Below are 21,896 nucleotides of genomic sequence, written 5' to 3' on the forward strand. Positions count from 1 at the left end.
CCTCGGCGCAATCTCCAATGGCCCTCGACGTCCTTACCCTCCCCCAGCCCCTCCCTGGCAGGGAGGGGTGTTTATCACGCGCGACTGCAGTATTGTCCAGAGCGCGGAGCATTATTCCAACGCCTCGGCCTTTTCGATCACTTCCATCGTGCGCCAGCGGCCACCGAGGAAGCGGCCCAGCAGCACAAACCCTTGCAGCGTGATCACCGCGCTCATCAGCGTCCAAAGCAAGTGCAGGCTGCCTTGGCCACTCTGCAGGATCAGCCAGGCCGCGCCGGCGAAGACCGCGCCGACGATCCAGGCCAGATGGAACACGAACCAGGTATCGCCGGCCCCTTTGATGGCCGACGAAAAGACGACCGCCATCGCGTCGGCCAGGCTGTAGATGGCCAAGAACACCAATAGCTCGCGCGTCGTATCGCGCAGCGCGCCAGTCGGCTGTTCTTCGGCGGCGACCCATTGAAAGAACAGCACCGCGTCGGGAAAGAACAGGTAGATCACCGTAAACGCCAGCATGTAGCCGCTGGCCAGCGCGAACGCCGACCAGGCCGACCGCGCGGCCCGCTCGACGTGGCGATGGCCCATGTGCCGGCCGACCAGCGTCATCGTTGCCAGGCCGATCCCGACCACGGGCATGAAGGCCAGGTTGTTGACGTTGAACGCCAAGGTCGTGGCCGCGAGCGCTTCTTGGCTGACCTTGCCGATGACCATGATGAAGAACGTATACGCCACCGCCTCGAACATCAGTTGCAGACCGCTGGCCAGGCCGAACTTGGACAGCCGGCCGAGCATGGCCAGTTGCGGTCGCCAGCCAGCGAGCGTGTGGTATTCGCTACGGTACGCCTTCGGCACGAGGAACAGCGCGGCATAGACCACGGTCTTGAACCAGATGGCGATCACGGTGGCCCAGGCGGCGCCGGCGATGCCCGCTTCGGGAAAGCCGTAATAGCCATAAATCCAGCAGTAATCGAGCCCGATGTTCAACAGCGCGCCGGCAATATCGACGATCATCACCACCAGCACGCGGCCACGACCCGTGAAGAAGGCGCTGAGCGCCGTCGTGGCGATCATGCCCGGCGCGCCCCAGGCGTTGATCTCGAAGTAAATCACCTCCAACGGGCGCACCGCGTCGCCGTGGTCCACCAGCTCGAACAGGCCGGGCGCGAACGGCACCAGCGCAAACATCACCGGCGCCGCGGCCACGCCGATCCAAATGCCCTGCCAGACGGCAGGTCCGATCTGCTGGGGCCGCCCGGCGCCGTAGTATTGCGAGACGAAGGTGTTGGCGTATGACGCGATGCCGATCGGAAAGCAGACCAGGCTCCAGAAGAGCATGGCCGCGGGCAGCGCCGCCGCCACCGCGTCGTGCGAGTAGCCCAGCAGCAACACCCGATCGATGAAGTTCATGATGGTCCACGACAGGGTCGAGATCATCAACGGCAGCGCCACGCGCCACACCTGGGCCATCGCCACGCGCCACAATCGCCACTGTTGCCGGCGCCATTGCTGTCGTCGCGCGCGCAGCGGGTCGGGCGTGCCAGCAGCGCTGGTCGACACGGGCTCGGCTATCGGCGCGGCAGTGGGCATAGGTTCAGGAGCGCGGAAGGTACAAATCGGTTCGCAGGACTAGCCACGGCACAGAGACACGGAGGATTGCACGAAGTGTGGAGGAGCGATTGCTAAGCCCCAATGACCAAATCTCAATGACCAATGCGGAATTGACGCATCTTTGGACATTGGGCATTGGTGCTTGGTCATTGGAACTTCCCTAATCCCCCCTCCGTGCAATCCTCCGTGTCTCTGCGACTCCGTGGCAAATCAGACCCGCCAGACCAGTTCGCGCTTCTCGCCGTGGGCCGGGTGTTTCGGGTCCAGCGCTCGCAGCTCGAACGTCGCGCCGCCGTCGGTCAGGGTCACATCGACCCAGCCGTTCGGGTCGGTCTGGTTGAACACATAGGCCGTCGGCGGCAGGTTGAGGAAGTGAATCCCTTCATGGTCGGCCAGGCCCCAGTGGTGCGTATGACCGAAAATGTAAGCCTTCACTTGCCGGCGCGGCGCCAGCACTTTGAGCAACTCGACCGTGTCCAACAGCCCCGTGATCTTGCCGACCGTGACCAGCACCGGGTTGTGATGGCCGAGCACGATGGCCGGCTTGTCGGTTCGAGCATCTAGCGCCGTGGCCAGCCATTCGAGCTGATCGGCCCCCAATTGCCCTGGCGTGGCGTTGACCACGTCCAGCGAGTCGACCACGAACCAGTTCACGTGCGACGTCTCGACGACCGAAACCTGTTTTGATTCGAGCAGCCGGCGGGTGTCGCTGGGGACGAGGGCCGCGCGGAAGTTGTCGCGGTGGTCGTGGTTGCCCAAGGCCATGTGGACCGGCACGCCGGCCTGGCGCACCGGCGCGAGCTGTTCGACGAGCGTGGCATAATCGCCGGGCGCCCCCGTCAACATGGCACAGTCGCCGTCGATGAATAGTCCCGCCGGCCGCTCGTCGAGCGCTAGTACTTGGGTTAGCACGTTGCGCAGGTTGTCGGCCATGCAGACGTCGCGAAGCACGCGGGCCGCGTCGGCCGCGATGTGCGTATCGCTCAGCAGCGCGAACCGGCGCGGGTTGGTGCCCCGCTCGGCGGCGCACAGATCGCGGATCGCCAACGCGCCCAGCGCGGCGGTCGAGCCTTGCAAGAAACGACGTCGGTTCAGCGGTGGGAGATGCCAGGGCATGAAATTGCTCGCCTGTGATGCTATATAAGGAACATGCGAATTGTACTCTGTTATCCCGTCGAGCCGAAGCACCTCGCCCAGATCGCCGCCGTCGCGCCGCAAGCGGAACTCGTCGATGCGGGGCAGGAAGGCGTCGCGCGCGAGATTCTGGAAGCTGACATCTATTGCGGCCACGCTAAGGTCCATCCCATTCCTTGGGGACAGGTGGTCGAGCGAGGCCGCTTGCGCTGGATTCAATCGTCGGCTGCTGGCACCGATCATTGCTTGACCCGCGAGGTGATCGAGTCGGACATTCCCGTCACCAGCGCTAGCGGCGTGTTAGCCGACCAGGTGGCCGAACATACGTTGGCGCTCATGACTGGCTTGTCGCGCAACTTGCCCGTCTTTTTCCATCAGCAGCAAGCCAAGATGTTCGTGCGCCAGCCGACCCGCGACGTGCATCACGGCACGGTCGGCATTGTCGGCTTTGGCGGCAACGGCCGGCGCATTGCAGAGGTGTTGCGGCCGCTGCGCGTGCGGATCGTCGCCACCGATTACTATCCGGTCGGCAAACCCGATTACGTCGAGCGGCTGCTGCCGCCCGAAGGGCTTGATGAGTTGCTGCCGGAGATCGACTTCCTGGTACTGGCTGCGCCGCTCAATGCACACACCCGCGGCATGATTAACGCCGACACATTCGCGCGACTCAAGCCAGGCGCGTTTTTGATCAACATGGCGCGGGGCAAGCTGGTGGTGGAAGATGACCTGGTTGCGGCGCTCGAGAGTCGTCGATTGGAAGGGGCTGGGCTCGACGTGACCTGGGACGAGCCATTGCCCGAGTCGAGCCGGTTGTGGGACCAGCCGACCGTGATCATCACGCCTCACGTCGGTGGGCAAGCGGCCACGCGGATCGACGACATGACGAACTTCTTCTGCGAGAACCTGCGCCGGTATCAGGCCGGCGAGCCGCTGTTGAACCTGTTGGTCGACAAGCGGCTGGGCTTCCCGCCGCCACGCATGGGGTAGGAAGTCACCAAGCGGGTCTGGTCAGGCCCCCGCGGCTTCGTTTGTGCGAGATCCGCGAACCTAACCTTGCCGAACCTTAATCCTTGCGCCGGCGTCCTAAGTCGGGGTCCAACAATGGCCCAATTGCCGTAAATTGCCTCGGCGGCGTGTCGACACGGCTTGGCCTATTCCTGAGCTGGCGGCGTAAGTCATGGCAAGTTAGAACTTTGCGAAGGTTGTCTACCGGTCACTTCGGGGGCCCGGTATAGACGCATTTCGACGACTCGAACTAGAATATTCGCACCGATCGCATCAATGGAATTAGATCGTTTTCACGGATGATTTTCCAAGGCCCAGGCGTAGTTCCGGATGTCCAATACAACATTTCTTACCGGCTCGGCGACCCTCCTGTTTAACGGTCAGCGGAGCACCCGCTGCCCGGAATTATTATTGGAGCGGTATCGCGAGCTGATTCAGCAACAGCGGTTGAACTGGACCGAACACTTGCGTTTCTCCCGGCTGCTCGGTTCGGGCGGCCAGGGGATGGTCTATTTGACCGAGCGTCGCGGCACCGACAACTTTACCTTGCCGGTCGCGGTCAAGGTCTTTTCGCCCGACCCGTACGATGACGTGCGGGCGTATGAAGAGGCGATGAGCCGTATTGCGCACGTCGCGGCGCGCGTCGCGCAGATTCAGCAGGACAACCTGCTCGACGTCCACAACTTCGTCGAACGCAATCGCATCCGCATCATGGAAATGGAGTGGATCGACGGCTACGACTTGAGCCGATTGTTGAGCAACGAAAAGTTCAAGGAAGTTCAAAGTCGCGTTTCGACGCGCCGCTGGGAATACATCAATAACGTCATCGTCACCGACGGGCCGGTGCAGCCGCGCTTGAAGCCGGGCATTGCCATCGCCGTGTTGCGTGAATGCTTGGGCGGCCTGGGCGCGCTCCACCGCGAAGGAATCGTTCACGGCGACATGAAGCCGTCGAACATCATGCTCAAGCGAACCGGCAACGCCAAGATCATCGACATCGGTTCGGCGATCGACCTGGAGAACATGCCGACGCGGCGCAGTTGCACGCCGGCTTACTCGGCCCCCGAGGTGCTCGAAGGGAACGGTACGTCGCCGCGGGCTGACTTGTGCAGCCTGGGCTATGTGCTGATCGAAATGCTGTCGGGAGTCCCGTGCTTCGCGGGCGTGGTGACCTATCGCGATCTGATGGAAGCCAAGCGACTGTTGGTGCAGAAGCTGCCCGAGCGGTTGCCCAAGGAAGTGGTTCGCAACGAGTTGTTGATGAACTTGATCCGCAACCTGATCGCGCCGGACCCGATGTGCCGGTTCACCAGCGCCGAGGCGGCGGACCTGGCCAAGGAAGGGGCGGCCAACTTCCAGCGTCAATTGGTCAAGGGCGACCTGGCCAGCGAGTACGAAAACGAGATTCGCCTCTGGCTTGAAGAGCTCGAGTAAGCGAATTGACCGATAGCGACGCTACTACAAGCCCAGGGGTTCTATCCCCTGGGCTTTTTCATGCGCTCGCAGGTTCGATTTTCACCGCAGAGACGCAGAGGGCGCAGAGAAGACGGCAGAGAGAAATACGGAAGGAGTGCGATATCTGCTATCGGGGTCGCGGTAAGGTAAAAGTCGCAGAACATCATTTCTTCTCCTGGTTTTCCTCTGTGACCTCTGTGTCTCTGTGGTGAAACCTCGTCCTTTTGTCTTTGCAACGCCCGCTGAGCCCTGACTTTTTCGCAAAACTTGGCTGCAAACGTCCTGGCGGCGGGCTAAGATAATCGTTCGTCGCCCGGCGGCCTGGCTGCCCCCCAAGGTGGCGCCCGCCCCAAGCTTTCCCATCCTTCGACTCGTAGTTCCTCTCGAAATACTCGTTCCCCTCGAAATATTCAGGAGACGCGCGCCCATGGAACCGCAAAACGTATCCCGTCGTTCGTTTGTCAAAACGGCGGCCGTCACTGCCGCCGCTTCGAGCTTGCTGGCCGCGCCGGCCCCGGCTCGCGCCCTGGGCGCGAACGACCGGCTGCGCATCGGCTTCATCGGCCCCGGCGGTCGCGGCTTTGGCGCTCACGTGGTCAAGCTGGCCGAGCTACGCAAGGCCGGCGTGAACGTCGACCTGGTCGCGGTCTCGGAAGTTTACAAGGTCCAGGAAGACAAGGTCTGCGACTACATCAAGAAGGAAACCGGGGTCGAACCGAAGCGCTATGAAGACTATCGCGACATGCTGGCCGACGGCTCGATCGACGCCGTCTGCATCGGTACGCCCGACCACTGGCACCATCGGCAAACGATCGATGCCTTGAAGGCTGGCAAGCACGTCTACTGCGAAAAGCCAATGACCAAGACGGTCGAAGAAGCCATCGACGTCATGCGCACCTGGAAGTCTAGCGGCAAGGTCATGCAGGTCGGCGTGCAATCGACCAGCTTGCCGGTCTGGAACGCTACCCGCGAGTTGCTCAACGACGGCAAGCTTGGCAAGGTGCTCGGCTATCAGACCGAGTACAACCGCAACTCGAGCACCGGCCAGTGGCGGACCTACAAGCTGATGAAGGAAATGACTCCCAAGACGATCAATTGGGAGCGCTGGCTGGGGAGCAAGGAAGGGCTCGCGCCGGCGATTGACTTTGACCGGACGATCTATGCCCAGTGGCGCTGCTACTGGCCGTACGGGTCGGGCATGTTCACCGATCTGTTCGTGCATCGCACCACGGCCATGTTGAAGGCCACGGGTCTGCGGTTCCCGGCTCGTGTTACTGGCGCCGGCGGCATTTACCTGGAACTCGATAGCCGCGAAGTGCCCGACGTGGCGACGGTGGTGGCCGACTTCAACGAAGGTTGCCAGGGGATCATCACCTCGACGATGTGCAACGAGAACGCCCGGATTTCGCAAATGATCCGCGGGCATTTCGGCGCGTTCGACTTTGGCAACGGCGAAGAGTTCTCCGAGTTCGCTTTCCGCGCCGAGCGTCCGCAAGTCACCTTGGACAGCAAGGTGGTCGACGACACCATCAAGGTCGATTTCCCGGCCGACTACAAGTACTCGCTGCGCAAGAAGGGGAAGTCGGAGGAAAAGGTGCCCGACACCAGCTACATGCACTTCAAGAACTGGGTCGAAGCCATGCAAAGTGGCAAGCCCGAGATGTGCAACAACACGCCGGAACTTGGCGCGGCCGCGGTCACCACGGTGATTCTCGGCGCGATGAGCTACCGAACCGGCAAGATCTACCACTTCGACGGCCAGCACGGCACGTACAGCGACGCCGACAACAGTTGGGCCAAGCGGTGGGAAGCCTTGTCCAAGTCGCACGGCAAGCCGACGCAGATTCCCGGCTGGCGTGCGGGCGACAAGGGCTCGACGCTGCAACCGCCCGAGCACATGGCGCTGGGTGGCCCGTGGAAGAACGGCATTCCGCCGGAAGGATCCGACAAGGTCGCCGGCTAATCGCGGCGGTCGCCGGTGACAACTCGATCGACTTCAAAAGCCCAGGGGTTCCGCCCCCTGGGTTTTTTGTTGCGCAGAAGAAGTATTCACCACGGAGGCACGGAGGTCACAGAGAAAGCACGGAGAACGCGCCGATGACAAAGCGCTAATGACCAATGAGAGGAGCACCGTCAGCTGCTTGCATTTGGTCGAAAGAAGTTGGTCACTACGGCTTTGCTCTGTGACCTCTGTGCCTTGTGGTGAATTCCCTCTGCGAGAGCGAGAAGGTCCGCTCAGAATTCGAGCGTCTCGCGGCGCCCGTGAGCGTGGCTGGCGCGGGCTTGTAGCACGACGGCTAGCGCCCGGTAGGCGTCCTCCAGGCTCGACGTACTGCGGATCAGGCTGGTGACGTGGCGATAGAACTGGCTCAGCAGTTGTTCGCCGACCGGGCGTTCGTTGTCGAGTGATTCCTGATGACGCCCCGCGCCGTCGAACCAGACTAGCGTGGACGGCAGATCGATGAACGCGATCCCGTTCTCACAGGCCACCTGCAGCGCGGCCGGCGGGCGGTAAGCCATCGCCTCTTGCCAAGCCGACGGCATGTATCGGCCGCAACTGATCTGGGCCGTGGCCGAGGTTCCCGGGCCGCAGGCCGGCTCCGAGAAGTCCAGGCTCATCATCTGGTAGTCGTCTTCGGTCGGATTCGCGGCCGCGGCGTGACGCAGGCCGAGCACGCTGGTCGGCTCGTGTCCCACAACGTATCGGCACCAATCGACTAGTTCGACTAGATCGTGCAGCGGCGACGTGTTGGCCAGCTTGGCCGCCGGTGTCGGTTCGGCCGCCACTCGGGCGTGACAGAACAGCAACCGCGGCTGTCCTAGCCGGGTGGCAATCAGCTCTTTCAGCCGCAACGTGGCGGGCATTTGCCGCCGCGGCAGCTCGGTCATGAACGCCACGCCCGATTGTTCGACCCGTTGCTTGAACTGCCGGGCCTGTTCGATGTCGAGTTCCAGGCTGTTGATGCAGTAGACCGCCTTGCCGGCGTCACAGGCCGCCAGTACCGGCAGATAGCCGAACCATTGCGGCGCCAGGATCATGACGACATCAACGTCGGGTCGCTGCGCCAAGGCGCGGAACCCGTCGACGGTCTCGGCGTTCCATTCGCGCGCCGCTTGCTCGGCCCGATGGACGACCGGATCGCACACGGCACGGACCTCGAAGCGGTCCCCCAGCGTGCGCAAGGCGGGCCGGTGACGCGATTCCCAGGCGGTTCCCAATCCGACCAGACCTACCCGCAGTTTCATCGTGGCTCGATCGAGCTAGAGGAGATTGCTTGCATGCATGCCCCAGCTTGCCAGCGCGAATGGCCTAGGCAAACGGACGGCATGTTGCACCATATTCAGACTGGCGCTCGAAGTCTACCAGTTTTCGACACTTACGACGCCCGACTCGCATCGATTTATATCGGTCGATACTTAGGCAGACTAGGGTGTGTCGTTAAACTCGACGCCTTGGGAAAAGTGACCGCAATTTATCGTTGCATTCGCATCTCGCCCAGCTAAACTTAGCCGCTCTCGACGGTCGCTCGCGACCAGGCACTGGTAAGGAAGCCGTCGGGTGGTGGAACCGCACGAAGCTGGAATGCCCGCTACGTATTGCAGCCACTCGTCACGCCGCTTGGCTGTCGTCTGGTAGGCCGCTGACTCATCTCCGCCGACCGACCACAGCCACCGTTTGCGATCGCCTGTCCGTTTTTTTCAGCCGAGCTCGTCGGCCGGCGGCGGTCGTCAGGATTTTTTCATTTGAGGAGGATAGGAACTGTGACCAGTCTCGCTCTTGCTGTCATGATGCAAGCATCGATGTTGTCAGTCGGAAACACTAACTACGACACCGCTCTGGAAGCGGCCGAAAAGTCCGGCAAGCCGTTGGTTGTACTCGTCGGGGCCGATTGGTGCCCGGGCTGCCGAACCATGAAGCAAACGTCGATTCCACAGTTGCAGAAGCAAGGGGGCTTGGACCGCGTGGCTTTCGCCACGGTGAACACCGACCAGCAGAGCTCGCTGGCCAATCGGCTCACCGGCGGCGGCAGCATTCCGCAATTGGTGATGTACAGCCGTGACGGCGAAAAGTGGCAGCGCCGCGTCCTGATCGGCGCCCACAGCCCACGGGAAATCGAGCGCTTCATCGGCCAGGCATTGCCCAAGACCGCCAACGAAGCCAGCGAATAGTTCGCCGCCCAAGCGGTGAAAACCCACGAGGCGTCTGCTGTCCCACCCGGATGGCAGACGCCTTTTTTATTTGAGCCGAGTCAGGTCTTCCTGCTGGGTACCGTCGCCGGCTTTGACCAGCTTGTGGCCGGTGGGGGGCGTCAACTGCGCAAGCTGCGTCACCCGGGGGTGATCGTTCAGCCAGGCCTGCGCCAACTGGCGCGAGGCGTCCCAGGCCTGCCGGTCGCTCCCTTCCAGGAAGTCGCGGTCGACGATGGCCGCGATCCGCGCCACCGCCACATCGCAGTAACGCCACGCCTGGGCCGGCTTCTCGACCCGCGGGCGCTCGTCAGCCAACAGGACGGCCAGATACGGAATCCGATTCTGAGTGAACCGGTTCCCCAGTCCGGCGACCAGTGCCGCGTAGCGACGCGTAACCGGCCCGCCGGCGCGCACCTCGGCCCGCAGGGTTTCGAGCAAGCGTTGTTGATCCTCGGGCGTGCCATAGTCGGCAACCAGGGCGGCGGCCATCTGGTATTCGGCGTCGGTTGCCTCGTGAGATTCGATGAGCTTGGCGCCCTGGTGCGCTGCGCTGCGCCCGATCAGATCAGTAGGCCCATCGGCCAGCCGCTGGGCCAACGGAATCGCAAATGGGCCGTGTGAACCCTGGTAATGTGACACGGCGTTCATCGTGTCGGCGTCACCCCGCTTGGCGCGCAGTCGGCGGATCAGCTCTTCATATTGCGTCGGCTTGGGCTCGCCGATCACCGGGGCAAAATGCTCGGCCAGCGCCTGCCACTCCTTTTCGCTCGGGTGCGGCCGGGGCAAGTAGGTCCGCAGATTCGCTTGCTGGACCTGCACGCATTCGTCGAAGCTGAAACTGTGCATCTCGGCCAGCGCGTCTTCGGCGCTCCAGCGGTCATATTCCATGCGGAACAGCGCGGCCAGCGTCCCGGTGCGATGCCGGCCACCCATGCAATGGATCGCCACCGGCAAATTGTCGGGGTCGTCCATGAGGCGGAAGAAGGCTTCGTATTCCCAGGGCGTGGGCCAGGGCCAGCACGCTTCGTCCCCCATCGGCCATTGCACCATCCGCGCGCCCAAGCTGGCAACCCAATCGGACTCCTGCTGGCCGCTGGGACCGAACGGATCGACCAGCCCTTCGTGCAGTCGGTAGTCGTAAAGCTGCAGGCTGACCACGGTTCGCACGTGATAATCTTCGATCAGATGGCGCAGGCCCCACTCGGTCGGCTGGGCCACGCGGTAGAACACGCCGGCATGGACTTCCTGGAACCGCTTCAGGTGATAGCGCGCCAACGCTAGTTGCAGCCCCCAGCCGGTGCCGAGCGCGACGATGCCGATAACGGCCCAAATCGATAGTTGTTTTCCAGTCCAGCGCGATGCCATGCGTAACTAGCCCCGTGTCTTAAGGAGTGCGGTCGGCAACAATAGTCAATCGGCGCTGACCGGGTCAACGTCGGTCGTGGGACGACGTTGCGGTGCTAGCTTCCGTATCAAACAAGCACCGACGTTTCTGCGACGAACCGGGGGGGCAGTTGTCAGTCGTCCGTTGTCAGTTGCAGTGAAGTTCAGCTTCCAGTTGGTCATTGGGACTTGGACATTCGGGCTTTGTCTTCGCGTCGACCGCGATTATTCGCCTTTTCATGGGCCGGTTGTGATCGGCCCGGCCAGCGATCACAATGCGGTATTGCCCGCTGCTAGCACGCGCGGGCGCTGATTCCCACTCAACCCACACCGATTGGCCCGCCCGGCAGCTGCGCATGAGCCCTTCCGACACACGCATGACGGTCCCCAAGTTCGTCGCCCTCAAAGCCGCCGGACAAAAGATCACCGTCCTGACGGCCTATGACTATCCGCTGGCCCGACTGCTCGATCAGGCCGGCGTCGACGCGATCTTGGTTGGGGACAGTATGTCGATGGTCGTGCAAGGGCACGACACCACGCTGCGGGTGACGCTCGACGAGATGATCTACCACGCCGAGATGGTGGGGCGCGCGGTCGAGCGGGCGCTGACCGTGGTCGATCTGCCGTTTCCGATCAATCACCTGGGACCGTACAAGGCGGTCGAGAGCGCGGGCCGAGTGCTGAAAGAAACCGGCTGCCAGGCCGTCAAACTCGAAGGGGGCGCCGAGCAGTCCGAAGTCATCAGCGCCATGGTCGCGGCCGGCATTCCAGTGATGGCTCACGTCGGCTTGCGCCCGCAAAGCGTGCATGTGCTGGGTGGTTACAAGGTCCAGCGCGACGTCGAGCGCTTGATGGCCGACGCCCGAGCGGCCGAGGCGGCCGGCGCGTTCGGCATTGTGCTCGAATGTATTCCGGCCGAGTTGGCAGCCTCGATCACCAAGACGTTGCAGATACCGACCATTGGCATCGGCGCCGGCGCGAACTGCGACGGCCAGGTGCTGGTCTCGTACGACATGCTCGGCCTGACCGGCGGTCACGTGCCGCGCTTCGTGCGACAGTACGCCAACCTGAAGCAAGACGTCATCGACGCAGCCGCGCGCTTTCGCGACGACGTCCGCAACGGCAAGTTCCCCGGTCCCAACGAAAGCTTTTCGTAAATCACACGCCGAGGCGTGAACCATGCATCGCCGCTTGTTCCAGTTCGTTTGCACTGCCGCGCTGATCGGCTCGCTGCCGGCCTTCGCCCTTGCCGCCGAAGGTGCGACGGCTGGCGATGCCAAGCCGGTGGCCACCGCACCTGCGGCGTCGGCCGCGCCGCTGCCGGGTCACTCGGCTCACGGGGCGGCGTTCGACGATGGCCCGCGGCAAGCGGCGCACTTGATCCCCGGCTGTGGCAACGTCTCGATCCAGGTCACGACCAAGTCTCCCGAGGCGCAGCAGTTCTTCAATCAAGGGCTTGGCCAGTTGCACGGCTTCTGGTACTTCGAAGCCGAGCGCTCGTTCCGGCAGGCGGCCCAGTTGGACCCGGACTGCGCGATGGCCTATTGGGGGATGGCGCTGGCGAATATCAACAACGCGAAGCGGGCCAGGCAGTTCATCGAGCAAGCGACCAAACGCCGCGCGAAAGCTTCGCCGCGCGAGCAAGCCTGGATCGACGCCTGGGCCACGTACTATCGCGAACCGCCCGCCGCCAAGGCCGACAAACCCAAGGAAGCCTCGCCAGCCGTTGCGAAGCCAGTCCCCGCGACGACGGGCGACAAACCTGCCACGCCGGCGAAACCCGCCGCTCCTGCGGCATCGGCCGTCGCGGCCAAGGCGAATCCACCGGCCAAGCCCGACGCGACCAAGGCCCAGGAGACTGAACGCCGTCGCAAGCTGGTCCGCGCGCTCGAGGACATAACCTTTGACTATCCCGACGAGGTCGAGGCCAAGGCGCAGCTCGCCGTGTTGATTTGGCAGAACCGCGAGCACAACTTGCCGATCAGCAGCCACCGGGCCGTCGATGCGCTGCTGGGCGAAGTGTTCGCCACGGTGCCCAATCACCCGGCCCACCATTATCGGATTCACCTGTGGGACGACGAGAAGCCGCTGCGCGCCGTGAAGTCGGCGGCCCAGTGTGGGCAAGCCGCGCCGGCCATCGCCCACATGTGGCACATGCCAGGGCACACCTACTCGAAGTTGCACCGCTACCGCGACGCGGCCTGGCAGCAGGAAGCGGCTACGCGAACCGATCACGCCTACATGATTGCCAATCGGGTCATGCCCGACGAGATTCACAACTATGCTCACAACCAGGAATGGTTGATCCGCACGCTGGGGCTGTTGGGCCGAGCCCATCAAGGGGTCGCGCTGGCCAAGAACATGACCGAACTGCCGCGTCATCCGCGGTATAACACGGCCAGCAAAGGGAAGGGGAGTGCCAGCTTCGGCCGGACGCGCTTGATTGAAACCCTGTCGACGTTCGAGCTGTGGGACGAGCTGATCGCGCTGGCCGACACGCCTTATTTGGAAAAGCGGGACGAGCGGGCCGACGAGTTGCCGCGCGTCCGGGCGCTGGGGACGGCGTACTACTTGACGGGCAAGCGCGAGCAAGGAGACACGCAACTCCGAACGCTCGAAACCTGGCTTGCCGAAGAGAAGAAGCCCAAGTCAACCGACAAGAAGGACGACAAGACCGCCGCCGCCAAGCAGCCCGACGAGAAGAAGCCAGCCGACGCTAAGAACGCCGTCGCCGACAAGAAGACCGACGACGGCAAGAACGCGTCGAAGCTGGTCACCGACCTGGAACGGGCGATCGACGAGCTGCGCGGCCACCGCGCCACCAGCGAAGAGCAATGGGACGAAGCGCTCAAGCACTTGGAACGGGCCAAGGTCAGCCGCGAAGTTCTGAGTCGAGCCAACCTCGCCGCCGGCAAACGCGACGAAGCCGAGAAGCTCGCTCGCCAGGCAGCTACGGCCGACAAGGATCAGGCCTATCCGCGGGCCAATCTGGTCGATGTGCTGAATCGGCTCGAAAAGCACGACGAGGCGGCCAAGGAACTGGCCGAGCTGCGTCGCGTCGGCGGTAAGATGGACCTGGACTTGCCGGTCATCGCGCGGATTGCGTCGGTAATCGCGCGCGAGAAACTGTCGGGCGACTGGCGGACCAAGCCAACCGACGCGACCGACGTTGGCGTGCGCCCTCAGCTCGACAGCCTGGGCCCGGTGACGTGGACACCGCCAGCCGCGCCAAAGCTGGGCGAGTTCACCACGGCCGAGGGGAAAAAGCTCCGCTGGGACGATTACCGTGGCAAGCCGGTCGTGCTGGTGTTCTACCTGGGCAAGAGTTGTTTGCACTGTGTCGAGCAGTTGAAGAAGTTCGCCCCGGCGGCGGGCAAGTTCCGCGACGCCGGCATCGAGTTGTTGGGCGTCAGCACCGATGGGCCCGAGGCACTGGAAACGTCCTGGACCAGCTTTGCGAGCGACGGCGAGTTTCCGTTCCCGCTGGTCTCGGACGCCGGCATGGAACGGTTCAAGGCTTATGGGGCGTACGACGATTTCGAGCGCGTGCCACTGCACGCCACGGTGGTGGTCGATGGCCGCGGGCGGATCGTCTGGCAGGACATCGGCGCCGAGCCGTTCACCGACGTGGACTTCGTGCTGAAAGAAGCTCGGCGGCAATTGAGCTTCCCGCGGCCGTGACGAGCGCGCCGAAACGCCCATTTCGCACACGATCTTGAACCCAAGGCGGCCGATAGACTCGCCGCTGGCGCTGGGTTAAGCTCTTTCATCGGTAATCCATTAACGCGATCGCGCCAGCCGTGACGCGATTCGATTTGGCGCAAAGGAGCGGGCGATGTCCAAGTTGATGCGGAGTTTCCTGGCGGGGTGTGGGCTCGTGCTGCTGGTGCAAGCCGGCTGTGGCAAGGCGCCGCACGCCAGTCCCGAGCGCCAGGCGGTCGACCAGGTCGTCAAGGCGATCGAAGACCTGCACGGCAAGGCGATTCGCAACACGCAATCCGACGAGGGGGCGATCATCGAGGCCGACTTGGAAGAGACCGCGGTCACCGACGCGCAGCTGGCCACGTGGAGCGCGACGATCGGCTTTGCCAAGCTGCACACCTTGGACCTGAGCGATACCAAGATCGACGGCTCGGGGCTGGAGCAGTTGGGCAAGCTCAAGACCTTAAAGAAGCTCGACCTGAGTGGCACGCAAATCGACGACACGGACTTGGCCCATTTGAAGGCATGTCTGTCGCTCGAATCGCTCGACCTGGAAGAGACGCAGGTGACCGCCAAGGGGGTGGCGTTGTTAGAGGAACTGCCGGCGCTGGCTGAATTGTCGCTGGGCTCGACCAAGCTGGCCGATGCCGACCTGACTAAGGTGGCTACGTTGGTGCGACTGCGCAGTTTGAACCTGAGCGGCACGCAAGTCACTGGCAAGGGGCTGGAGTCACTGGCTGTGTTGACGAAGTTGGAGTCGCTGGACCTCAGCGGTACGGCGGTCGACGACAGCGCGATCCCGGCGCTCGCGGCGCTGAAATCGCTGAAGACCCTGGTGTTGTTCGACACCAAACTCACCAAAGCCGGAGCCGAGCAATTGCGGAAGGCGATGCCGAAAGTAAACATCACGTTCTAACGCGCCGCGCAACACAAAGCCCCCGGTCATTGACCGGGGGCTAATGTTCATTGCTCGACGATATAAGTCGCGGCGGTCGCTTACGTGCCGAACTCGGGCCGGCGGCGGCCGAGTTGCTGTTGTAAGCGCTGCACGATCGAGCTGTGCATCTGGCTGACGCGGCTTTCGGACAGATCGAGCGTCGCGCCGATCTCCTTCATCGTCAGCTCTTCATAATAGTACAGGATGATGATCAGGCGCTCGTTGCGATTGAGCCCCTTGGTCACCAGCCGCATTAAGTCACCCTTCTGGATCCGCCGCGTGGGGTCTTCCCCCTTTTTGTCCTCGAGGATGTCGATCTCGCGGACATCCTTGTAGCTGTCGGTCTCGTACCACTTCTTGTTCAAGCTGATCAGGCCGACGGCATTGGCTTCGAGCATCATCCGCTCGAGCTCCGCCACGTTGATGCCCATGTGCGACGACAGCTCGGCTTCGCTCGGCTGGCGGCCGAGCTTGGTTTCGAGCGTCTTGACGGCTTCGTTCAACTTGCTGGCCTTCGAGCGGACCAGGCGAGGCACCCAGTCCATCGTGCGCAGCTCGTCGAGCATGGCGCCGCGGATACGCGGGACGCAGTAGGTCTCGAACTTGACGCCGCGCGTCATGTCGAACGCGTCGATGGCGTCCATCAGCCCAAACACGCCAGCGCTGGTCAGGTCGTCGAGTTCGACTCCCTCGGGCAGCCGCGACCAAATGCGCTCGCCGTTGTATTTCACCAGCGGCAGATATTGCTCGACCAGCCGATTGCGCAGGTCTTGATTATTGGGGTCGGCTTTGAACGCTTCCCACACGACGACGATATCTTCGAGAGCGACCGTGGCCATTCCATCCTCCATGACGGGCATTCTGTTACGACTGTCGCGCGGTCGAGCCATCGCGACGGTCGTCTCGAATCGCCTTCCTGGCGACTCGACGTTGTTAGTTCCGCGTCGCACGCGTCGTTGGCCGGGGGCCAGCGACAGGTGCGCTTACTTTCGGTTCGGCTTGGCGCCGCCGGCAGTTTGCTGGCTGGCCAGTTCGGCCGCCAACTGCCCGCGGACACCTTCCTGAACCGCACGTTGAGCAATCCAGCCGAGCACCAGTCCCAGGGCCGAGAACAACATCAGGTTGATCCAGCCTTGGACCAGCGCCGCGTCGATTGCCGTTCCGTGCCCCAAGGCTCGGACCAACGTCGTGGCCAACGCAACCAATCCCAGCAAGCCGGCAAAGTTGCGCGCCACCGAACGTCCTCGTAAGTGCCCGCAAACTTTTCGCAACGCTCAAAGTTTGACAGACGGTTACAGAGCGAGACTCGGGGCTAATATCGACCGTTGACTCCGCTTGAGTTGAATGTTTCTTGGTGAGTTGATTTGGTTAGCGCGCCGGCGCGCGTGCTATCGCGCTCTAGGCCGCGCACTTTGCCGCCGCGCCGGCCAGTTCCGTGGCCAAGCGCTGCGCCAGTTGATCGAATTGCAACACTGACTCCGCCATTGGCGCGTGGACCGCGACGGGTTCCAAGGCCGCGCCGGCCGCTTCGACGGCCGGGTCAAACACGATCCCGCCACAGTGTTCCAGGCTCAGTCCCAGGAACTTGCGACAAGCCCGCGCCAGCCGGTCGTGAACGTCGTCGGCTTGCCGCACGTCGAGCAGTTGATTGACGATCGACTGTACCGGGGGCATGCCCTGTCCTTGGCCCAGCAGCTTGACCGTGGCGTACGTGTCCATGATCGACACGCCGTCATGCGTGGTGACCAGCAACACGCGATCGGCGGCTTGCCAGAACCGGCTCAGCGCGCGGCGCGCGCCGCTGCCGGCATCGAGCACCACATAGTCAGCATAGGCGCCCAAACAACTTAGTTGTTCGATCAGCCGGGTTTGCGCCTTTTCATCCGGTTCGAGGGTGCAAGCGTTCCACTGCCCAGGCAGGACTAACATGCCGGTTGGTCCGCGAGAAAGGGCTTCGTGAACGTCGCGCGTGCCGGCCAGCACGTCCGCGATGGTCACTTCGGCGTCGATCTGGCACAGCTTGGTGGTGTCGGCCGCCTGGAAGTCAGCATCGACCAACACCACGCGCTGGCCGTCGCGCGCCAGCGCCAACGCCAGATTCACCGCCACGGTCGTCGCCCCCACGCCTCCTTTGCCCCCCACCACTGTTAATAGCCGTGGCGGCGCGCTGGCCGGCGCGGTGGGCGGGCGAAAGGCCCGTAGCACCATTTGCCGTAAATCGTTTGCCTGGTCACTCATTGTCTTAGTCCGTTGATTGTTGATTCAGGTCACTCGATGGCGTGTGTGTTCGCGGCGTGCGGTTAGCGTTGCAGGCGCATTTGCGTCATCGGCGGCATGCACAGTTCCAAGCCACCTGTGTCCAGCGGGCGCATCGGCGGCGTCGGCGCTTCAACCGTCAGCATCAGCTTGGTCAGCCGGGCGCGATCGGCCGGGGCGATGTCGTCGGGCACGTTCTGGCCATCGGTCAGGTAGCTGATCGGCAAGCGGCCGTTGCGCACCAGCGGCAGCAGGTGCCCCAGGCTGGTCGCTTCGTCCAACTTGGTCAGCACCAAGGCCGTCGTTCCCACGTGGCCAAAGCGTTCGGCCGTGTTCTGCAGCACACTGGCGCTGGCCACGGCGCTGAGCACCAGGTGAACCTCGTCGGCCTCGGCTTCGGCCAGAAACGCCTTCAGCTCTTGCAGCTTGATTTCGTCCTTGGGGCTGCGGCCGGCCGTGTCGATGAGCACCAGGTCCAGGTGTGCCATCTGGGCCACCGCTTCGCGCATCTGCCGCGGCGTGGCCACGACTTGCATGGGCAGGTCGATGATGTCGGCATAGGTCCGCAACTGTTCGACCGCCGCGATGCGGTAGGTGTCGACGGTGATCAGGCCGACGCGGCGCTTGTCGCGCAAGCGATAGTTCGCGGCCAGCTTGGCGATGGTGGTCGTCTTACCGACGCCAGTTGGGCCCACCAGCGCCACGCGCCGGCATTTGCCCGCTTGCAGGGCCAGCGGCCCGGCAATGGCGACTTCGCGCTCGATCATTCGCACCAGATGAGCGTTCAACAGAGCCATGTCGTCCAGGTCGGCCGGGTCGACGTCGTTGCGGACTCGTTCGACCAGCTCGCGGGCGACCGCTTCGCTGACCTCGGCATCGATCAATTGCGTGTACAGTCGGAACAGCGTTTCGGGCAGGTCGGGGCGACCGGTCGAGCGGTTCCGCCGGCACAGGTCTTCGACCATCGCCTGTAGCTCGTTCAGTTGCCCGCGCAGCTCTTCGCGGAAGGCCTGACGGTTTTCGGTCGGCATGGTTGCCGTGGGCGCGGGCATCGTGGTTGCTTGAATGGTCGGCGCGACCGGCGCTGCTGGCTTCGGCGCATCGGCCGGCGGGGCGAAGCGGCTCGGCACGTTCACTTCGGCCGAGGCGGTGACTTCGATCTGACGCAAGCCGGGAATCCAGCGCACCAGCGTGTGGCCATACAGCTCGCGGGTGTGCAACACCGCGGCCAGGGGGCCCAGCTCGCGGCGCACCAAGGCCAGCGCGTCTTGCATCGTGGCGGCTCGAAAGGTTCGTACGTCCATGATGAGCTTCGAGTGGGGTGCGGAGGTATCAAGTCAATGCGTTAACCAGCCGGCGCCGTCGTGGCGTCGCTGGCCAGGCCGATCGATTCAATCTGCGTATCGCGAGTGACTTCGTTGTAGGACAGGACCACCAACTGGGGCAGGTGTGGCTGGGTCATCAACTTCACGGCAGCGCGAATCTGCGGGCTGACGAGAATCACTGGCGACTTGCCGGTCTTGGTCAGCTTGTCGACTTCGCGGCCGATGGTGCGGCAGGTGGCTTCGATGGCGGCGGGGGACATGCGGATAAACAGGCCGCGATCGTTGTGCTCGAAGCCCGCTCGAATCCGGTCCTCGAGCGCCGGGTCGACGGCAATCACGAACAAGCGACCGCTGGCGTCGCGCAACCGCGAGCAAATCGTCCGCGCCAGCCGGTGACGCACGTATTCAGTCAGCAGAATCGAGTCCTTGGTCCGCCCGGCGTAATCGCCCAGCGTTTCCAGAATCGGGCTAAGCTGGCGGATGGGCACCGACTCGCGCAGCAACATCTGGAGCACCTGCTGCACCTCGGCCAGCTTCATCTGGCCGGGGATCAATTCGTCGACCACGGCCGGCGACTTTTGCTTCAGTTCGTCGATCAGGTGTTTCGTGGCGTCGCGGGTCAGAATCTCGTCGGCGTGCTTGCGGACCATTTCGGTCAAGTGAGTGGCCAGCACGGCCACCGGCTCGACAATGCTGTAGCCGAGCATTTCGGCCTGGTCGCGTTGTGCTGGTTCGATCCAAACGGCCGTGGTGTTGAACGCGGGGTCGCGGGTCTCGATGCCGCGAATCTTGCCAGTGGTCAGGCCCGAGTCCATCGCCAGCAGCATGTTCGGGTACACGGTCGCTTCGCCCACCACGGCGTCGGCGACCTTGATGCGATACTGGTTCTGGTCCAGCCGCATGTTGTCGCGAATGCGGACCTTGGGCATGACGATGCCGATCTGTGCCGCCACGTTCTGGCGCACGCGCTGGACGCGTTCGAGCAAATCGCCGTTCCGCTTGGGATCGGCCAGACGAATTAGCCCCACGCCCAGTTCGATCTCCATCGGGTCGATGGTCAGATAGTCTTCGATCCGCTCCTCGGCTGCCTTCTTGGGTGCGGCGGCAGCCACTGCGGCGGCCTGCTTGGTCTGGCGCGTCTGGCGAACCGACATGTAGGCCACCGTCGCGCAGCCGACGCCGATCAACAGCAGCGGAATCGTCGGCAGATTGGTGAACACCAGCAAGCCGACGAAGCCCGATGTGACGGCCAGGGCCTGGGGACGCGAGAAGAGTTGCTTGAGGAATTGGGCCGGCAGGTTCGATTCGGTGCTGCTGCGGGTGACCAGCAAACCAGCGGCCAACGAGATCAAGAACGCCGGCAACTGGCTGACCAGACCGTCGCCAATGGTCAGCTTGGTGTAAATCTCGGCGGCGTTGCCGATGGACATGCCGGCGTCGACCACGCCGATGATCAAGCCGCCCACGATGTTAATCAGGGTAATGACGATGCCGGCGATGGCGTCGCCACGGACGAACTTGCTGGCACCGTCCATCGCGCCGAAGAAGTCCGCTTGCTGGGTGATCTCGGCGCGACGGCGCTGGGCTTCTTTTTCGTCGATCGTGCCGGCGTTCAGGTCGGCGTCGATCGCCATCTGGCGGCCGGGCATGCCGTCCAAGGCAAAACGGGCCGCGACTTCGCTGATGCGCGTGGCGCCTTTGGTGATTACCACGAACTGGATCAAGACGATGATCACAAAGATGATGATGCCAACGACGATCTTGTCGCCAGCCACGAACTCGCCAAATTCACGGACCACCGTGCCGGCGGCGTCGAGGCCGTCGTCCTGGCCGTGGGTCAGGATCAATCGCGTCGTGGCCACGTTCAACACCAACCGGCCCAGCGTGGTGGCCAAGAGCAGCGACGGGAAAATATTGAACTCGAGCGGCGTTTTCACGTAGATGGTCGTCAACAGCATGATGACGGCCACGGTGATGTTGAATGACAACAGCAAGTCCATCAGCGCCGGCGGCATGGGCACCATGATCACCAGCACGCTGGCGATGAAGCCGATGGGTAAGATCAGGTCGGTCAGTCGGGACGGCGCGAAGGCCGACCCTGCCGACGACCCGGCAGCCGATGCCATCTGATGAATCTCCGAGGCGAACGCCGACGGAAGTGCTAGCGGTGGGAAGGACGAAGAGGGGCGAACAATAAACAAAGGCCAGATTGGCGTCTATGCCGGTTGGCCGAGGTGGGGGGGAATGCTTAATGCGAAATGCTTAATGCTTAATTGGGGGGCTGGCTGATGCCGGCTTTGATCCGCCGCCCTTGGCTGCTAGCGTGGTATAATGCAGGCAGTCTTCTTCACGGCAATTTCCGAGGCTGCCTTATGTCGCCCGAGTTTCAATCGCTGGGCATCGACCGGATGTCGATCGAGCAGCGACTGCTGCTGGTCAATGAGATTTGGGACAGCATTACCGCTGAGACGGGCTTGGTCCCGATGACCGACGCGCAGCTAGCCGAACTGGAACGGCGCGTGGACGAACACGAAGCCGATCCATCGACCGGAGTGCCCTGGGAGCAGGTCAGGGAAAAGCTAGCGAAGCGGCTCGGGCAATGAGTTTGCCGATTATCTTTGACCCGCGTGCCGAGGCAGAGTATTTGGAGTCAGTGCTTTGGTACGAATCGCAGAGGGCGGGCCTGGGAGTTGTTTTTGATCGGGCCGTCGATGAGTTGCTGAGGAGGATTAGCGGCTCACCCGAAAGGTATCCGTTAGTCAGCAAGCGCATTCGCTTGGCGCTGCTCCACCGCTTTCCCTTTGGCATTTACTACCGGATTGCCAGTAACCATTTGTTTGTGGTTGCCGTTCACCATTCCTCACGCGATCCATCAGTTTGGCAAGAGCGGTCGTGAGATT

18 protein-coding genes are annotated in these 21,896 nt (G+C 63.0%); 9 read left to right on the forward strand and 9 right to left on the reverse strand.

Annotated elements, in window-relative coordinates; genetic code table 11:
- Positions 1–111: 111 nt before the first annotated feature.
- Positions 112–1,587, reverse strand: coding sequence for an MATE family efflux transporter (locus tag JSS27_15660; protein ID MBS0210381.1), 1,476 nt, complete (start codon positions 1,585–1,587; stop codon positions 112–114).
- A 231-nt stretch (positions 1,588–1,818) separates the two neighbouring features.
- Positions 1,819–2,724 carry a metallophosphoesterase gene (locus tag JSS27_15665; protein MBS0210382.1) on the reverse strand — a complete coding sequence of 302 codons (906 nt, stop codon included), beginning with the start codon at positions 2,722–2,724 and terminating at the stop codon, positions 1,819–1,821.
- Positions 2,725–2,757: 33 nt separating this feature from the next.
- On the opposite strand from JSS27_15665, the gene JSS27_15670 reads away from it, so the two are divergent.
- From JSS27_15670 to JSS27_15680, 3 genes are all read left to right on the forward strand, one after another.
- Positions 2,758–3,729: a D-2-hydroxyacid dehydrogenase gene (locus tag JSS27_15670; GenBank protein ID MBS0210383.1), complete on the forward strand. Its 972-nt coding sequence runs from the start codon at positions 2,758–2,760 to the stop codon at positions 3,727–3,729.
- Positions 3,730–4,077: 348 nt separating this feature from the next.
- Complete coding sequence (locus tag JSS27_15675; protein MBS0210384.1) at positions 4,078–5,181, forward strand: serine/threonine protein kinase; 1,104 nt, start codon at positions 4,078–4,080, stop codon at positions 5,179–5,181.
- A 448-nt stretch (positions 5,182–5,629) separates the two neighbouring features.
- Entirely contained in the window at positions 5,630–7,165 is a 1,536-nt protein-coding gene (locus JSS27_15680) for a Gfo/Idh/MocA family oxidoreductase (protein MBS0210385.1), read from the forward strand.
- A gap of 272 nt (positions 7,166–7,437) precedes the next feature.
- Here the strand turns inward: JSS27_15680 and JSS27_15685 are convergent, their stop codons facing one another.
- Entirely contained in the window at positions 7,438–8,448 is a 1,011-nt protein-coding gene (locus JSS27_15685) for a Gfo/Idh/MocA family oxidoreductase (protein ID MBS0210386.1), read from the reverse strand.
- A 555-nt stretch (positions 8,449–9,003) separates the two neighbouring features.
- Here JSS27_15685 and JSS27_15690 point away from each other — a divergent pair.
- On the forward strand, positions 9,004–9,372 hold the full coding sequence (locus JSS27_15690; protein ID MBS0210387.1) for a thioredoxin family protein: 369 nt from the start codon (positions 9,004–9,006) through the stop codon (positions 9,370–9,372).
- A gap of 66 nt (positions 9,373–9,438) precedes the next feature.
- On the opposite strand, the gene JSS27_15695 is transcribed toward JSS27_15690, so the two are convergent.
- Entirely contained in the window at positions 9,439–10,758 is a 1,320-nt protein-coding gene (locus JSS27_15695) for a tyrosine-protein phosphatase (protein MBS0210388.1), read from the reverse strand.
- Positions 10,759–11,132: 374 nt separating this feature from the next.
- On the opposite strand from JSS27_15695, the gene panB reads away from it, so the two are divergent.
- The 3 genes from panB to JSS27_15710 all read left to right on the forward strand — a co-directional run bounded on the left by panB (position 11,133) and on the right by JSS27_15710 (position 15,394).
- Positions 11,133–11,933 carry a 3-methyl-2-oxobutanoate hydroxymethyltransferase gene (panB, locus tag JSS27_15700; GenBank protein MBS0210389.1) on the forward strand — a complete coding sequence of 267 codons (801 nt, stop codon included), beginning with the start codon at positions 11,133–11,135 and terminating at the stop codon, positions 11,931–11,933.
- A 22-nt stretch (positions 11,934–11,955) separates the two neighbouring features.
- A complete protein-coding gene (locus JSS27_15705; GenBank protein ID MBS0210390.1) occupies positions 11,956–14,457 on the forward strand; it encodes a redoxin domain-containing protein in 2,502 nt (833 codons plus the stop codon).
- Between the two features lie 154 nt (positions 14,458–14,611).
- The gene (locus JSS27_15710) at positions 14,612–15,394 is read left to right on the forward strand and encodes a hypothetical protein (protein ID MBS0210391.1); all 783 of its coding nucleotides are present in this window, start codon (positions 14,612–14,614) and stop codon (positions 15,392–15,394) included.
- Between the two features lie 80 nt (positions 15,395–15,474).
- On the opposite strand, the gene JSS27_15715 is transcribed toward JSS27_15710, so the two are convergent.
- The 5 genes from JSS27_15715 to flhA form a co-directional block, all read right to left on the reverse strand.
- Positions 15,475–16,275 (reverse strand): FliA/WhiG family RNA polymerase sigma factor, encoded by an 801-nt coding sequence (locus JSS27_15715; protein MBS0210392.1) that lies wholly within the window; start codon positions 16,273–16,275, stop codon positions 15,475–15,477.
- A gap of 123 nt (positions 16,276–16,398) precedes the next feature.
- Positions 16,399–16,650 carry a hypothetical protein gene (locus JSS27_15720; GenBank protein MBS0210393.1) on the reverse strand — a complete coding sequence of 84 codons (252 nt, stop codon included), beginning with the start codon at positions 16,648–16,650 and terminating at the stop codon, positions 16,399–16,401.
- Between the two features lie 163 nt (positions 16,651–16,813).
- Positions 16,814–17,653: an AAA family ATPase gene (locus JSS27_15725; protein MBS0210394.1), complete on the reverse strand. Its 840-nt coding sequence runs from the start codon at positions 17,651–17,653 to the stop codon at positions 16,814–16,816.
- A 62-nt stretch (positions 17,654–17,715) separates the two neighbouring features.
- Entirely contained in the window at positions 17,716–18,975 is a 1,260-nt protein-coding gene (gene flhF, locus JSS27_15730) for a flagellar biosynthesis protein FlhF (protein MBS0210395.1), read from the reverse strand.
- A gap of 41 nt (positions 18,976–19,016) precedes the next feature.
- Positions 19,017–21,122: a flagellar biosynthesis protein FlhA gene (gene flhA, locus JSS27_15735; GenBank protein MBS0210396.1), complete on the reverse strand. Its 2,106-nt coding sequence runs from the start codon at positions 21,120–21,122 to the stop codon at positions 19,017–19,019.
- Between the two features lie 246 nt (positions 21,123–21,368).
- Between flhA and JSS27_15740 the strand changes: the two genes are divergently transcribed.
- Positions 21,369–21,599, forward strand: coding sequence for an addiction module protein (locus JSS27_15740; protein MBS0210397.1), 231 nt, complete (start codon positions 21,369–21,371; stop codon positions 21,597–21,599).
- Positions 21,596–21,892, forward strand: a complete 297-nt coding sequence (locus JSS27_15745; protein MBS0210398.1) for a type II toxin-antitoxin system RelE/ParE family toxin — start codon at positions 21,596–21,598, stop codon at positions 21,890–21,892. The genes JSS27_15740 and JSS27_15745 overlap by 4 nt, the downstream gene beginning before the upstream one ends.
- Positions 21,893–21,896: the final 4 nt, after the last annotated feature.

Source organism: Planctomycetota bacterium, from assembly GCA_018242585.1.
Taxonomy (GTDB): Bacteria; Planctomycetota; Planctomycetia; order Pirellulales; family PNKZ01; genus JAFEBQ01.

Excerpts from the sequence above, each read along its gene's own strand:
- flhF (MBS0210395.1), bottom strand. The coding sequence starts at position 18,975 with ATGGACGTACGAACCTTTCGAGCCGCCACGATGCAAGACGCGCTGGCC.
- flhA (MBS0210396.1), bottom strand. The coding sequence starts at position 21,122 with ATGGCATCGGCTGCCGGGTCGTCGGCAGGGTCGGCCTTCGCGCCGTCC.
- JSS27_15725 (MBS0210394.1), bottom strand. The coding sequence starts at position 17,653 with ATGAGTGACCAGGCAAACGATTTACGGCAAATGGTGCTACGGGCCTTT.
- JSS27_15695 (MBS0210388.1), bottom strand. The coding sequence starts at position 10,758 with ATGGCATCGCGCTGGACTGGAAAACAACTATCGATTTGGGCCGTTATC.
- JSS27_15690 (MBS0210387.1), top strand. The coding sequence starts at position 9,004 with ATGTTGTCAGTCGGAAACACTAACTACGACACCGCTCTGGAAGCGGCC.
- JSS27_15665 (MBS0210382.1), bottom strand. The coding sequence starts at position 2,724 with ATGCCCTGGCATCTCCCACCGCTGAACCGACGTCGTTTCTTGCAAGGC.
- JSS27_15745 (MBS0210398.1), top strand. The coding sequence starts at position 21,596 with ATGAGTTTGCCGATTATCTTTGACCCGCGTGCCGAGGCAGAGTATTTG.
- JSS27_15710 (MBS0210391.1), top strand. The coding sequence starts at position 14,612 with ATGTCCAAGTTGATGCGGAGTTTCCTGGCGGGGTGTGGGCTCGTGCTG.
- JSS27_15670 (MBS0210383.1), top strand. The coding sequence starts at position 2,758 with ATGCGAATTGTACTCTGTTATCCCGTCGAGCCGAAGCACCTCGCCCAG.
- JSS27_15680 (MBS0210385.1), top strand. The coding sequence starts at position 5,630 with ATGGAACCGCAAAACGTATCCCGTCGTTCGTTTGTCAAAACGGCGGCC.
- JSS27_15685 (MBS0210386.1), bottom strand. The coding sequence starts at position 8,448 with ATGAAACTGCGGGTAGGTCTGGTCGGATTGGGAACCGCCTGGGAATCG.
- JSS27_15660 (MBS0210381.1), bottom strand. The coding sequence starts at position 1,587 with ATGCCCACTGCCGCGCCGATAGCCGAGCCCGTGTCGACCAGCGCTGCT.
- JSS27_15740 (MBS0210397.1), top strand. The coding sequence starts at position 21,369 with ATGTCGCCCGAGTTTCAATCGCTGGGCATCGACCGGATGTCGATCGAG.
- JSS27_15715 (MBS0210392.1), bottom strand. The coding sequence starts at position 16,275 with ATGCCCGTCATGGAGGATGGAATGGCCACGGTCGCTCTCGAAGATATC.
- JSS27_15675 (MBS0210384.1), top strand. The coding sequence starts at position 4,078 with ATGTCCAATACAACATTTCTTACCGGCTCGGCGACCCTCCTGTTTAAC.
- panB (MBS0210389.1), top strand. The coding sequence starts at position 11,133 with ATGAGCCCTTCCGACACACGCATGACGGTCCCCAAGTTCGTCGCCCTC.
- JSS27_15705 (MBS0210390.1), top strand. The coding sequence starts at position 11,956 with ATGCATCGCCGCTTGTTCCAGTTCGTTTGCACTGCCGCGCTGATCGGC.